13 protein-coding genes are annotated in these 13,483 nt (G+C 59.8%); 5 read left to right on the top strand and 8 right to left on the bottom strand.

Annotated elements, in window-relative coordinates:
• Positions 1–30: 30 nt before the first annotated feature.
• The 8 genes from HYT87_14260 to HYT87_14295 form a co-directional block, all read right to left on the bottom strand.
• The gene (locus tag HYT87_14260) at positions 31–459 is read right to left on the bottom strand and encodes an Rrf2 family transcriptional regulator (protein MBI2060927.1); all 429 of its coding nucleotides are present in this window, start codon (positions 457–459) and stop codon (positions 31–33) included.
• 268 nt (positions 460–727) lie between these two features.
• On the bottom strand, positions 728–1,537 hold the full coding sequence (locus HYT87_14265; protein ID MBI2060928.1) for a hypothetical protein: 810 nt from the start codon (positions 1,535–1,537) through the stop codon (positions 728–730).
• 3 nt (positions 1,538–1,540) lie between these two features.
• Positions 1,541–1,795 (bottom strand): hypothetical protein, encoded by a 255-nt coding sequence (locus tag HYT87_14270; protein MBI2060929.1) that lies wholly within the window; start codon positions 1,793–1,795, stop codon positions 1,541–1,543.
• On the bottom strand, positions 1,792–1,998 hold the full coding sequence (locus HYT87_14275) for a hypothetical protein (protein ID MBI2060930.1): 207 nt from the start codon (positions 1,996–1,998) through the stop codon (positions 1,792–1,794). Before HYT87_14275 ends, HYT87_14270 begins: the two co-directional genes overlap by 4 nt.
• A gap of 133 nt (positions 1,999–2,131) precedes the next feature.
• Positions 2,132–2,437, bottom strand: a complete 306-nt coding sequence (locus tag HYT87_14280) for a cytochrome C oxidase subunit IV family protein (GenBank protein ID MBI2060931.1) — start codon at positions 2,435–2,437, stop codon at positions 2,132–2,134.
• A gap of 8 nt (positions 2,438–2,445) precedes the next feature.
• Positions 2,446–3,036: a cytochrome c oxidase subunit 3 gene (locus HYT87_14285; GenBank protein MBI2060932.1), complete on the bottom strand. Its 591-nt coding sequence runs from the start codon at positions 3,034–3,036 to the stop codon at positions 2,446–2,448.
• Positions 3,037–3,042: 6 nt separating this feature from the next.
• Complete coding sequence (locus tag HYT87_14290; GenBank protein MBI2060933.1) at positions 3,043–4,824, bottom strand: cbb3-type cytochrome c oxidase subunit I; 1,782 nt, start codon at positions 4,822–4,824, stop codon at positions 3,043–3,045.
• A gap of 33 nt (positions 4,825–4,857) precedes the next feature.
• Positions 4,858–5,577, bottom strand: a complete 720-nt coding sequence (locus HYT87_14295) for a hypothetical protein (GenBank protein ID MBI2060934.1) — start codon at positions 5,575–5,577, stop codon at positions 4,858–4,860.
• A gap of 384 nt (positions 5,578–5,961) precedes the next feature.
• Between HYT87_14295 and HYT87_14300 the strand changes: the two genes are divergently transcribed.
• Genes HYT87_14300 through HYT87_14320 form a run of 5 tightly spaced genes read left to right on the top strand, consistent with a single transcriptional unit; the run spans position 5,962 to position 13,080 of the window.
• Positions 5,962–9,381: a molybdopterin-dependent oxidoreductase gene (locus HYT87_14300; protein ID MBI2060935.1), complete on the top strand. Its 3,420-nt coding sequence runs from the start codon at positions 5,962–5,964 to the stop codon at positions 9,379–9,381.
• Positions 9,382–9,390: 9 nt separating this feature from the next.
• The gene (locus HYT87_14305; GenBank protein MBI2060936.1) at positions 9,391–9,639 is read left to right on the top strand and encodes a hypothetical protein; all 249 of its coding nucleotides are present in this window, start codon (positions 9,391–9,393) and stop codon (positions 9,637–9,639) included.
• A complete protein-coding gene (locus tag HYT87_14310; protein ID MBI2060937.1) occupies positions 9,636–10,916 on the top strand; it encodes a 4Fe-4S dicluster domain-containing protein in 1,281 nt (426 codons plus the stop codon). The genes HYT87_14305 and HYT87_14310 overlap by 4 nt, the downstream gene beginning before the upstream one ends.
• Entirely contained in the window at positions 10,913–11,629 is a 717-nt protein-coding gene (locus HYT87_14315; GenBank protein ID MBI2060938.1) for a molecular chaperone TorD family protein, read from the top strand. Before HYT87_14310 ends, HYT87_14315 begins: the two co-directional genes overlap by 4 nt.
• Positions 11,626–13,080, top strand: coding sequence for a c-type cytochrome (locus tag HYT87_14320; protein ID MBI2060939.1), 1,455 nt, complete (start codon positions 11,626–11,628; stop codon positions 13,078–13,080). Before HYT87_14315 ends, HYT87_14320 begins: the two co-directional genes overlap by 4 nt.
• The last annotated feature ends 403 nt before the right edge of the window (positions 13,081–13,483 follow it).

Here is a 13,483-nt window from a genome sequence, read left to right on the forward strand (position 1 = left end):
CATACTCAAAGTCGAACCGGGAAAACTATCTTAGGCCCGAGCGTGGAGGGCGGACACTTCGTTCTTGGTCCGCATGAGGTCGGCGAGGGAGACCTTCTTCATCGTATCGGTCAGCTCATTCACGAGCCGGGTCCATTCAGACGAAACACCGCACAGAGTCCGGTAGGTGCACTGCTTGGCGGGGAAGGGGCAGGCCGAGAGCACGGGCTCTTTTTCAACGGCATGAACGATGTCGAGCAGAGAAACCTTGGTGGGGTCCTTGCGGAGAATAACGCCGCCCTGCTTCCCTGTCCTTGTATCGACGATTCCCTTCTGTTTGAGGGCCGCGATGAGTTTCTTGAGGAAGGGAAGGGGAATGGATTCTTTTTCGGCAAGATCCTTGGCCTTCACGTATCCGTTTCCGGAGACCGCCAGAGCCATCGCCGCTTTGTGGGCGTATTCGCCGCGCTTGGTGAACATGCAAAACATTTTCGTTGACCTCGATACTCCATAAAGCAATCTCCATGCCATGGTTGCTTGTTTTCATTATGCGGCCGATTGTTGCGAGGCGCTTTTGGCTTCCTGCGAAGTCACAAAGGGTTAGTGCCCTTACAAGTCCACTTCAGGTAGGTTGGGAAATGACTGCGTAACTTCCTGTTGCCGCGCAATTTCCATGAACTGAGAATCGGACGAGATTGCCGCTCTCAGAATTGCCTATCGAGGCTAAGCCTCTATAGCGACTGCTGTGCTATTCCCAGAAGCTGTCTGAAGCAGAATCTGAGTCGGTCGAAGGGGCGTTGTCGGCCAGCCACTGGGCGAACTCTTCCTGCGTGTGGATCGTCAGAAAGCCGCGCATACGGGCGTGGCCGATGCCGCACAGTTGGGCGCAGGCGATTTCGTAGTTGGCCTTGTCATTCCCGATGGCCTGCCGCATGTCGGCCGTGGTGACGGAGGGAGTGAACCAAACGGGAATCACGATTCCGGGGAGCGCGTCCTGTTTGACCCTCATTTCGTTCAACATGAAACTGTGAATTACGTCCTTACTGGCCAGCTCGACAATGACGGGTTGATTCACGGGCAGGTGAAGCTGGTTGAGGGTGACGATATCGTCCTGCCCCATCGGGTCGGATCGGTCCAGTCCGAGCGGATTGGTCGTGGCGTCCACCAGCTCCAAGCGTGTGGGTCCGAATCGCCCGTCGGCGCCGGGATAATGGATGTTCCATGCAAATTGTTCGGCCACCACTCGCACCACCACGGCCTCGGTGCGGCTGGGGAGGGCGTCGACGCGCTGGGACCAGAACGGGATCGAGAAGCCGACCAGGAGAATGACTTCCGCGATGGCTACGGCCACCTCCGCGTAGCTGGAGGCGTGGCTTTTGAGCCCGTGGTAATTCGCCTTGGCGTTTCGGGATCGGCGGAACCGGATCAGCATGTAAATGAAGAAGAGCGACCACCCGATGAAAAGGACTGCCATTAACCAGTGGACCCACACAATGAGTCGGTCAACCTCGCCGCCGTTTGCGGAGGCGAGGAAGGGTAGGCCGAGCAATTCTTTCATGGGTCAGTACGCTCCTTCGGAAGTGTTTGCGGCGAGGCGCACGCGCCGCCGCAGGACTACAAAGCAGGCCAGCAGTCCGATGATAACGAAGTATGTCACTCCGAGCAGGGCCAGGACAGACAATTGCAGTCCCCGGATGAAGGGGCCTTCTGCCGCTCCATAGCACACCGCGCACGCAAGCGCGGAAGAGGGCGAAGCCATGACGCAGAGGAGCATGGCCGGTATGGGAGCCCATGCGGAAGCCACGATCCGAATCACAGGTAACGAACCCCCTTCAGCTTTCGGAGGAACCAAGCACCATAGACCAGGAGGCCGATCCCGCCGGCGAAGCAGGCAACCGCCACAAGGCGATAACCTTCGGGATCATGTGTGGCCGAATGCCGCCAGGCCCAGAAACCGCCCCCAGTCGCCAGTAGGCTCGAACAAACGATGAAGACAATGTGGAAGGCCTTCAGGGACACGACAGAACCCCCCCACGGGCCGCCGGACGCAGGCTAAAGCCTGCGGCTACCGCGGCCGCCATGGTAGCCGCACCCTTTATGGGTGCGCTCCGTGGTGCGACATGCAGATATTGGAGAATGACCGGGGACACGATTACGCTCCCGCGGAGTTGATTTGAGTCATGACGGGTCCCAGGAGCATAGCCACGAAAAAGATCACCGTCACGATGAGAACGGTGTAGATGAATTTTCGTTCCGAGATCAGGTGCATGAAATAGCACGCGACGAGCGACCCTTTGATGGTTGCGATGAACAGGGCCACCGCCACGGCGAGCCGGGTCGTCAACTCCAAGTAGGACACGGCCACGGTGACGACCGTCAGGATCATGAGAGCCGCAAACACTCGGAGGTACCATCGAACGTGTTTCTGGATGTCAACCGTGTGGCTTTCAGTGCTCATGGCTCCTCCTAGAGCAGGTAGAGAACGGGAAACAGGAAGATCCACACCAAGTCGACAAAGTGCCAGAAGAGCCCGGCTGTTTCGACCCGGTTGGTGAACTGTTGCGGGGCGCGTTCCCAAAGCTTGAGTCCAGGCCCCCAGAGGTACGCGTTGATGCCGATTCCACCCGCCACGTGCGCGGCATGGAGCCCGGTCAGCGTGAAGTACAGCGCCATGAAAGTGCTCGTGGACGGATGGAGACCGTGGTGAAACTTGGCGCGGTATTCGAAGAACTTGATGACGAGGAACGCCAGGCCGAGCACAATCGTGAGCCCCATGAAGAGCCGGTAGCGGCCCAGTTTCTTTTCCATGAGCGAGGCCCACGCCATGACCATCGTCACGCTCGATGATATGAGGACCATGGTATTGGTGAAGGCCATCGGGACGCTCAGGATGGACGAGCCGTCCGGCCACTTCGTCGCTCCGACGCGAAGAAGAATGTATGAGGCAAACAGCGCGCCGAAGAGCATGATTTCCGAGGCGAGAAACAGCCAGATGCCGATCTTGACGTTGTTCAGGCCCGTGTCGGGCCTCTCAGAGACGGTGTAGGGAATTTCCATGGAGGGTTAGTGGGACGTTTTGCCGGCTTGCCCGGTCTTGGCCTTTTCCCCGGCGCCGGGGCTGAATTGGGGCAGAAAATCCGTCGGGTGGCCCGGCACGCTGTACTCGTAAGGCCCCCGGTAGGCCTGGGGCATCGACACGAAGTTGCCATGGGGCGGAGGAGAGGGCGCCGACCACTCGATGGTGGTCGCCTCCCAGGGGTTGTCGGAGGTCTTCTCTCCCTTGCGAAGACTCCAGAAGAAATTCACGATGAAGAAGACTTGGGTGAGAGCCAATCCCCACGCCGAATACGACATGATCTTGTTGAGGTGGAGGACCGGCTGGGCGTGGGCGTAGGCGGCGCCGCCATCGTAGAGCCGTCTCTGCACGCCGTGGAGTCCCTGGATCAGCATCGGGAGGAACACGCCGTTCATGAAAATGAAGCTCGGCCAGAAGTGGAGCTTCCCGAGAAACTCGCTCATTTTTCGACCCGTCGCCTTCGGGTACCAGTAGTAGATACCGGCGAACAGGGCCAGGATTGTGCCGGGGGCCACCACGTAGTGGAAGTGGCCGATGACATAGTACGTGTCATGGAGGTGGATGTCGGCCGTGGCGAGGCCGAGAGGGAGCCCCGTCAGTCCGCCGATACCGAACATCGGGAGGAACGCCAGGGCGAACAGCATCGGCGTGTTGAACCGGATCGACCCACCCCAGAGGGAAATAATCAGGCAGCTCAAAATGATCACCGAAGGAATGGAGATGATCATGGTGGTCGTCTGGAAGAAGGACGACATCGCCGTCCCCATACCCGTGATGAACATATGATGAGCCCATACGATGAACGACATGAATCCGAGGAAGAGCAGCGAGTAGACCATGGACTTGTATCCCCAGAGAGGCTTGCGGGTATTGTTGGCGACGACTTCGGCGACGATGCCCATGGCCGGAAGAATCAGGACGTAGACTTCGGGATGGGCGAGGAACCAGAAGAGATGCTGCCACAGAATAGGTGATCCACCGCCCGTCGCCGCGATCGGCTGGCCGCTGACCACGAGTCCACTGGGAAGGAAGAAGCTTGTACCCGCCAACCGGTCCATCAATTGGAAGATGCCCGCTGCCTGCAAGGGGGGAAAACCGAGAAGAAGCAGGAACGCGGTGACGAACTGGGCCCAGACGAAGAAGGGGAAACGCATGAACGTGAGGCCGGGCGCGCGGAGCTGGAGAATCGTGGTGATGAAGTTGATGGCGCCGAGCAGGGACGAGACGATCAGGAAGAGCATTCCGACGAGCCAAATGGTTTGTCCCATGGGCGCGATGTCCGAGAGCGGTGGGTAGGAGGTCCATCCGGATTGGGCGGCGCCTCCAGGGACGAAGAAACTGGCGAACATGGTCACGCCGCCGAGGAAAAGAGCCCAGTAGCTGGCCATATTGAGTCGGGGGAACGCCATATCCGGAGCGCCGATCTGGAGAGGCACGACGAAGTTGCCGAATCCGCCCACGGCGAGGGGAACGACACCCAGAAAGACCATGATCGTCCCGTGCATCGCGCCCAGTTGATTGTAGAAGTCGGGGAGCATGACGCCGCCGGGCATCCGGAGCTCCCCGAAGAGTCCGCCGATGATCGGCAGGGGTTGATCCGGATAGGCGAGCTGCCATCGCATGAGCAACATGAGCGAGAAGCCGAAGAACAGAAAGACGAGCGCGGTGATGGAATATTGAATCCCGATCACCTTGTGATCGGTTGAAAAGACGTATCTCCGCCAGAAACTCATCTCGGCATGGTGGGTGCCGTGCGCGCTATCGGCCATGAGGGTGATTTCCCTGGGCGGCTTTCGTGAGGACTACTTCGCGGGGGCCTTGAAGGTGAAGCTGATCTGCTTCGAATCCGCGGCGCCGACGGTAATCTTCTGGGTCTGGGTCCCCAGCTTTTCGTGCCATGCTTCGATCTCGTACGTGCCCGCCGGAAGATCGGGGAGCTGGAACTTTCCATCGGTTTCGGTCACGTCGAAATAGGGATGCGTCATCACGGCGATGTAGGCCTGCATCCACGGATGGACGTCGCACTTCATCGGAAAAAGAGGCTCCGGCGTGTTGAACACCCGCGTGGCCTCTTTCCGGGTCTTGGGCATGGCGACGTTGTACTCCGGGTTCTTCTTGGGGAGTCCGTGGACGTTATGGAGGATTCCGTCGGAATTCTTGATTTTAAGGTTTTGGCCCACCATCACTCCGACCACGTGGGGAATGTAGATGCAGCCCTGCTGGTTGATCGTAGCGGCATCCGCCGGGGCGGGGTACGGCTTCTCAGGGGCGCCGCTCTTCACGCTGATGAAGATATTCGCCATCGCGTTGCCCGCTCCAAGGACGAGCGTGTCCGGCGATACCGGCGAGGTGTGCTTGGACGCGCAGTCGGGATCGGCGTCCATGGCTATGGGCTTCAATTTCGGGGCCTGACCGCTGTAGGTGACCGTTCCACTGATGGTCCCCGCATAGGTGGAACCGGTGCCGGCAAGGAAAAGGGCAAGGGAAGCCGCCGGCAAACTGCGGAATCTTAGCGTTTTCATGTGAAGAACTTCCTTTCTCTATCGCTCACGGCTAGCTACAAAATGTCCTATCCCGTTGGGCGGGGATGGTAGCACCCGCCGCCGCCATGTCAAGTCATTTCCAGCGAATGAAAATGCGAACCCGTTGCGAGTGCTAAGGATGAGACGCATGCGTGGACCCGTCCGGGTGCTAAATGGGCCATCTCCGAGGGATATTGCTGACCGTCGTCAAGCATTTCCCGGAATTATGGCCGCTAAAGTCTCCATTACACCACGGCACGACTCTTGCGAAAAGGACTGACCGGGATCAGGCAGAATGTGTGACGGCTGTTGGCATACGGGCGATATTGTGAGCCGAACCCCTCGCTAGGTGCCCGGGCAAAGCAGGTAAAGGAGTCATGGTGCATGGATAAGTCCAAAAGAGAGTTCATCAAGATCGCGGGCATGGGATCGATCGCTGCCTGGGCGTCGTCGTGCACCTTCCGCTATCTCAAGCCCATCGAGCAGATCCCGAACCCCCTCGCGCACTATCCGGATCGGGATTGGGAGCGGGTCTACCGCGCGCAATACGGTTACGACGATTCATTCGCGTGGGTCTGTTCACCCAACTGCACGCACGCCTGTCGGATGCGCGCGTTCACGCGGAACGGGGTTGTACTCTGGAGCGAGCAGAATTTCGACAGCCATCGGGTGAAGGACCTTCTCGGGAATCAGGCCTCCGCCGAATGGAATCCGCGAGGCTGTTCAAATGGGTTCACGTTTCAGCGCCGTGTCTACGGCTCCTACCGATTGCGCCACCCCATCATCCGGAAAGGATGGAAGCGATGGGCGGACGACGGCTTCCCTGAACTCGACGCGGCGAACAAGGCGAAATATTTTTTCAGCGCGCGCGGCCAGGACGAATTCGAAAAGATTTCCTGGGAGAAAGTGTACGACTACATCGCGAAGGCGATGGTCAAGATCGCGACCACCTACAGCGGCGAGGAAGGCAAGAAGCGCCTTTTGGCTCAGGGCTATCCGGAAGAAATGCTGACGCATTGGGAGGGGGCGGGCACTCGCACGTTCAAGATGCGCGGCGGGATGGGACTTCTCGGCGTGATCGGCAAGTACGGCATGTATCGGATGGCGAATCTGATGGCGGTGCTCGACGTTCATGTCCGGAAGGTGAACGAGAAAGATGCGAAAGGCGCGCGGGGGTGGTCGAACTACACCTGGCACGGCGATCAAGCACCGGGCTTCCCCTTTGTGCACGGCCTCCAGGCGTCGGACGTGGACTTCAACGAGCTGCGTCATACGCGTCTTCACATCCAGCTGGGCAAGAACATGATCGAGAACAAGCGAGCGGACAACCATTTTTTCACCGAAACCTTGGAGCGGGGAGGCAAGATCGTCGTGATCACGCCGGAGTACAGCCCCGCGACCACGCGCGCCGACTACTGGATTCCCGTGCGGCCGCAATCGGACGCGGCGCTGTTCCTCGGCATTACGAAAATACTGATCGACGAGAAGAAATACGACGAAGCGTTCGTGCGGAAGTTCACCGATTTCCCGGTGATCGTGCGAACCGACACGCTCCAGCGTTTGCGGGCCGGGGATGTCATCCCTGGCTACGCCCCGGGACTCTCGAAAGATGGCGCGAGTTTCAAACTCCACGGGCTGACGGCCGAGCAGTACGCGAAAATCGGCGATTACGTGGTCTACGACGAGTATTCGAAATCTCTCAAGGCCCTCACTCGGGATGATGTGGGGGATGAGATCGCGAAGAAAGGGCTGAAACCGGCGTTGGATTGGTCCGGTGAGGTCCACTTGACGGATGGCAAGAAAGTCCAGGCGGCCACGCTGCTGAATCTCTACAAGATCCATCTCAAGGACTACGACCTCGACTCCGTGGCCGAGATGACCGGCGCGCCCGCGACGTCCATCCGGCAGCTTGCCGAGGACATCGCCACGATCAAGCCCGCCGCCGTGCATCTGGGCGAGGGCATCAACCACTGGTTTCACGCGACGGAGGTCAATCGGGCGGCGTACCTTCCGATGATTCTCACCGGGAACATCGGCGTGCCGGGCGGCGGATGCCACACTTGGGCCGGAAACTACAAAGCCGCCATCTTCCAAGGCTCCGAGTGGAGCGGTCCCGGCTTCAAGGGCTGGGTCGCGGAAGATCCGTTCCATCCGAATCTCGACCCAAACGCGGACGGGAAGGACATCCACGCCCATGCGTACACCTATGATGAGGAGCCCGCGTACTGGAACTACGGGGACCGTCCGCTCGCGGTGGACACGCCCAAGCAGGGTCGGAAAATATTCACCGGCAAGACTCACCTTCCGTCGCCCACGAAACTCCTCTGGTTCACCAACGTGAACCTTTTCAACAACGCCAAGTGGGCCTACGAGATGCTCAAGAACGTCAACCCGAATATCGAGCTCATCATTTCGCAGGACATTGAGATGACCTCCACGGTGGAGTATTCGGACATCGCGCTGCCGGCGCATTCCTGGATGGAATTCACCGTGCATGAAATCACGGCTTCCTGTTCGAACCCTTTCCTCCAGATCTGGAAGGGCGGGATGCCGCCGGTCTTCGACACGAGAGACGACGTGGTGATCTACGCGGAGCTGTCGAAACGGCTCGGGGAGATCCTGAACGATGCGCGATTCCCCAACTATTGGAAGTTTGCGCTGGAGAAGCGAACCGATGTCTACATTCAGCGATTGCTGGACGCTTCCGCCACCACGCGCGGATACCAAGTATCGGACATCATGGCCGGGAAGTACGGCGAGCCGGGAGTGGCCCTTCTGCTTTTCCGGACCTATCCTCGCATCCCGTTCTGGGAGCAGATTCACGACTCGGTGCCGTTCTTCACGCCGACCGGGCGATTGCAGGCGTACAACGATGAGCCTGAAGTGATTGAGTACGGTGAGAACTTCGTGGTCCATCGTGAAGGTCCGGAGGCCACGCCGTATCTGCCGAATGTGATCGTGTCGTCCAATCCGCACATCCGCCCGGACGACTACGGCATCCCGGTGGACCACATGGGCTGGCATGAGCGGCAGGTCCGGAACATCAAGCTGCCCTGGAGCAAGGTGAAGAACACGAAAAATCCCCTGTGGGAACAGGGATTCCACTTCTACTGCCTGACTCCCAAAACGCGCCACGCGACGCACTCCTCGTGGCAGGTCACCGACTGGCAGTTCATCTGGAACAATCAATTCGGCGATCCGTATCGGACGGACAAGCGCGCGCCAGGCGTTGGCGAGCACACGATCCACCTCAACCCCCAGGCCGCGCGGGATCTGGGCGTGGAAGACGGCGACTACGTGTACGTGGACGCCAATCCGGCCGATCGGCCGTACGTGGGCTGGAAGAAAGACGATCCGTTCTACAAAGTCTCGCGGCTCATGCTCCGGGTCAAATTCAATCCCGCGTATCCTTATCACATCGTCATGATGAAGCACGGGCCGTTCATCGCGACCGAAAGAAGCGTGAAGGCCCACGAGACGCGGCCGGATGGCCGGGCGCTGTCCGCGGGGACGGGCTACCAATCCAGTTTCCGTTACGGTTCGCAACAGTCCCTTACCCGCGGGTGGCTCATGCCGATGCACCAGCTCGACAGTCTGTTCCACAAGGCCAAGGTGCGGATGGGGTTCCTGTTCGGATTTGAGGCGGACAACCACGGTGTCAATACCACACCGAAGGAGACACTGGTGAAGGTTACCAAGGCCGAGACGGGGAACTTCGCACCCGCGAAGTCCGGTCGGGCCCCCGCGCAGGAAGACCCCTTCATGCAGGCCTACCTGGCCGGGGATCTGATCAAGATCGCATGAGGTATCGCCATGGCCTATGACGAGTTCGATGAAAGCGACCCCATGGAGTTCCAGGCGGTTTCCATTCCCGGCGACCCCGCCGTGATGGCTCGCGCCTTCATCGAGGAGTATGCGCTCGCGGGGATGGGGCCGGAGCGGATCCTGATGCTGTTCAAAACGCCTTTCTATCACGGGACGCACAGGCTCTACGGACAGCTCGGAGAGGGGTTTATCCGGAAGGAGATCCGGGCGGTTTTTAGAAGTGAGGTTTGCTCATGAGCAACGTCTACAACTGGCATCTCGGCCGCGAGATGTCCTATCCCTACGAGGAACGCCACCCGAAATGGCAATTCGCCGCCGTATTCAACACCAACCGATGCATCGCCTGCCAGACCTGCTCGATGGCCTGCAAGTCAACGTGGACGGCCGGTGAGGGCCAGGAGTACATGTGGTGGAATAACGTCGAGACGAAACCGTACGGCGGATATCCGCAGGGATGGGACGTGAAGGTGCTCAAGCTTCTGGCGGAGGAGCATCGGCGGCAGGAGCGCGAAATGATGTGGGAGGGAAAACCGGATGGAGCGCGTGCTCCCTACGGAATGTACAAGGGAATGACCATTTTCGAGGCAGCGGAGAAGGGATACCCGCAGGAGGGCGAGCGGGTGGCGGTGGGCTATCTGCCCACGGAAGCCGAGTGGCGTCATCCCAACATCTACGAAGACACCGCCGTGGGCGCGCAAGGGAAGAAGGGTCGACTCAGCTACTCCGGCGACGCGACGCTCCCGGAGCACAAAGTCTGGTTCTTCTACCTTCAAAGGCTCTGCAACCACTGCACCTATCCCGCCTGCGTGGCGGCGTGTCCGCGGAAGGCCATCTACAAACGCGAAGAGGACGGGATCGTCCTCATCGATCAATCGCGATGTCGCGGCTACAAGAAGTGCATGGAGGCGTGTCCCTACAAGAAGCCCATGTACCGGGCCGCGACCCGCGTCACCGAGAAATGCATTGCCTGCTATCCGCGAGTGGAAGGGAAAGATCCGATGGCGAAGGGCGAACCCATGGAGACGCGCTGCATGAGCGCGTGCGTCGGGAAGATCCGGCTCCAAGGTCTGGTGCCCATCGCGGAGAACGGCCAGTGGAAAGAAGAGCGCAAGAACCCGCTCTACTTCCTCACACGCGTCGAACAGGTGGCCCTCCCGCTCTATCCGCAGTTGGGAACGGAGCCCAACATCTACTACATCCCGCCCCGATGGGTGCCGCGGCAGCACCTCCGCCAAATGTTCGGTCCGGGCGTGGATGACGCGATCGAACGGTACACCCATCCTTCACGGGAACTCCTGGCCGTGCTCCAACTCTTCAAGGCGACCAACAAGATTCTGTTCAGCTACGAGATCAAAGACGGCCCGAAAGTCTCGGAGATCATGCTGAACGGTCGCAAGCACGAGATTTACAAGGACGTCGCCATCGGCTACGGCCGGGACGGCCAAGAGCTCGCCCGAGTCAGTGTGGAAGAGGATGTGATCGAGCGGCCGAAGCAATATCTGAATTCGATATGAAGCCGGGCGCGGGAATGGAGCCGATGCGGGAGCCGGAGGAGATTCTGAACCGAGTTCGGAATGGCATCACGGTTTGTCAACCTGCGCTGGTCTCAGGGTCTCCCGCGGAAAAGGCCCTCTGCCGCGCCTCCTTCTACCGTCTCCTCGCCGCCGGATACGCCTGCCCGAACGGTGATCCCCTGTTTCTGGAAGAAGCCATGGAAGCGGCACCGCTTGTTGGGTCGGTTGAGGTCGAGCGATTGACCGGCGAATTGGCGGACCTGCCCGCCGAAGCCGGGAACTCCCGGGTGGACGCCCACGCGAGACTCTTTGGGTTCGGAGGGGCGGGCGAGATCAGCCTCTATGAAACAGAACATGTCGGCCAGGAGATCTTCAGGAAATCGAGGGATTTGGCGGATATCACCGGCTTCTACCGCGCATTCGGAATGGAGATCAATTCATCGGATCGGGAGCGGGTGGATCATCTTTCCGTGGAGGCCGAATTCCTATCGTGGTTGTGCGCCAAGCAGGCCGTCGCCCTTTTCGATGGGATGATCGAGGAAGCGGGCGTGTGTCGTGAGGCGGAAGCCCGGTTCTTGAAAGATCATTTTCTTCGGTGGGTGCCGGGGCTGGCGGCGAGGATCGCCGGGAGGTCCGACGGCTTTTATCGAACCCTGAGCCTGCTCACGGTTGCGTTCTTGAGCGTTGTTTCAAAGGAGGAGGAGGCGTCGTGAATTCGGTTGTCGTTTGTGCTTTGTCCATTCTTGCCGCAACGGGCGGTTCGGAGAGAGCGGCCGCCGATCCGGGTGCCCTCGTGTATGCGGAACGGTGTGCGATCTGCCATGGTCAGAAAGGGCAGGGAGACGGGGCTGCCGCCCGTTTTCTATACCCGAAGCCGAGAGACTTCACGAAGGGGCTGTTCAAGTTCCGTTCGACGCCCGAGGGCTCGCTGCCGTCGGATGACGATCTTTTGCGCACCATTTCGAGCGGGCTCCCGGGGTCCGCCATGCCGTCGTTCACCGACCTATCGCAGGATCAGAAAATGTCCGCGATTCGAGTTGTGAAGTCCTTCTCGCCGAAGTTCTCATCGCAGACCCCCAAGCCGCCGATTGCGGTCGACTCCCCTCCGGCCGCTTCTCCAAAGCTCGTGGCTCAAGGCAAGCAGCTTTTCGCGGATCTGGACTGTGTGAAATGCCACGGCAAGGCCGGTCTGGGGGATGGTCCTTCGGCCGCGACTCTCAAAGACGATTGGGGATTCGCGATTCGACCTCGCGATCTCACACGAGGGGTCTACAAAGGGGGAGGAAGGGACGAGGATCTTTTTCGGCGCATCATGGGCGGGATTCAGGGCACGCCCATGCCGTCGTTTGCGGATTCCATCGAGGGGGCGGATCGGTGGGCGGTTGCTGCGTATGTGAAATCGCTTGCCGGGGCGGTCGCCGCATCGGTCGACACCGTCTCTGAAATCCAGGCTGGGAAAGTATCCGGTGAGATCGCCAAGGACCCAAGCGACTCCAGGTGGGAGTCCATTCCCGCGGCGAACGTGCGCCTTATGCCACTCTGGGAGCGCGGCAAGTCGATCAGTACTGCGGCCGTTCGGGCCATGCACAACGGAAAAGAACTGGCGATTCAAGTGGAGTGGGAAGATTCCGAAGTGGCGAGCAACTTTGTGTCTCCGGAGCAGTTTGTTGATGCCGCCGCGATCCAGTTCCCCGTTGGAGCCGGTCTGCCTTCGTTCACGATGGGTGAGGCCGGCAAACCGGTGAACGTGTGGTACTGGCGGGCGGACCGGGAGGTGAACGCGGCGCCGATCACCACAGTGTCGGCGCATCCCAACGTGGCCGAGGACCAGAGGGTGAATCGTGATCCGGTCTACTACACCGGAGCGGCGGTCGGGAACCCGGTATCACTTCCTTCCACGGTGGAAGAATTGAATGCGGAGGGTTTTGGAACACTTACAACTCAGCCGAAAGCGCAACAGAGCGTCAAGGGTGGGGGGGCTTGGATCGAAGGGAGATGGGTGGTCGTCTTCACGCGAGCGCTCGGCAAGACGAGTGCGGCCGATGCGACGCTCAAGGCGGGCGGCCACACGCCGGTCGCGTTTGCTATCTGGGACGGCACTCAGCGCGACCGCAACGGCCAAAAGGCCGTCACGAACTGGCTGACCCTTCGCTTGGCGAAATAATTCCGATTCGCATCAGGCTGTGCTTGACAACGCGCTGGACCCGTAGCCGCAGGCTTCAGCCTGCGTCCGAAGGCCCACCCGTCAACCCGCCGCGGCGGGTAAAGGGTGCGACTACCAAGAGATGCGCCCCGGCAATGATGGGTTTTTAAACAGAGCCTAACCCGGTCTCCGGCCAACAGCTTGGACTGTGGTATAGTTCCCACGTTTGAAGCCGTCGCCTTCCGCCGTCCGCGGTGCGATGGGCGTCGATCCATGCGGGGGCAGGTCTCTTGGTCTATTCGATTCTGCTTGCACTCGTATTTCCGCAAGAATCTGGATCTGCTGGAAGCGGAACAGGGCCGGGGAAAAGATCGCATCTACGAACGATTGTCACATGCAGCCGCGGTCGCTCCTGGGACGCACC

This window comes from Nitrospirota bacterium (assembly GCA_016180645.1).
Lineage (GTDB): Bacteria > JACPQY01 > JACPQY01 > JACPQY01 > JACPQY01 > JACPAV01.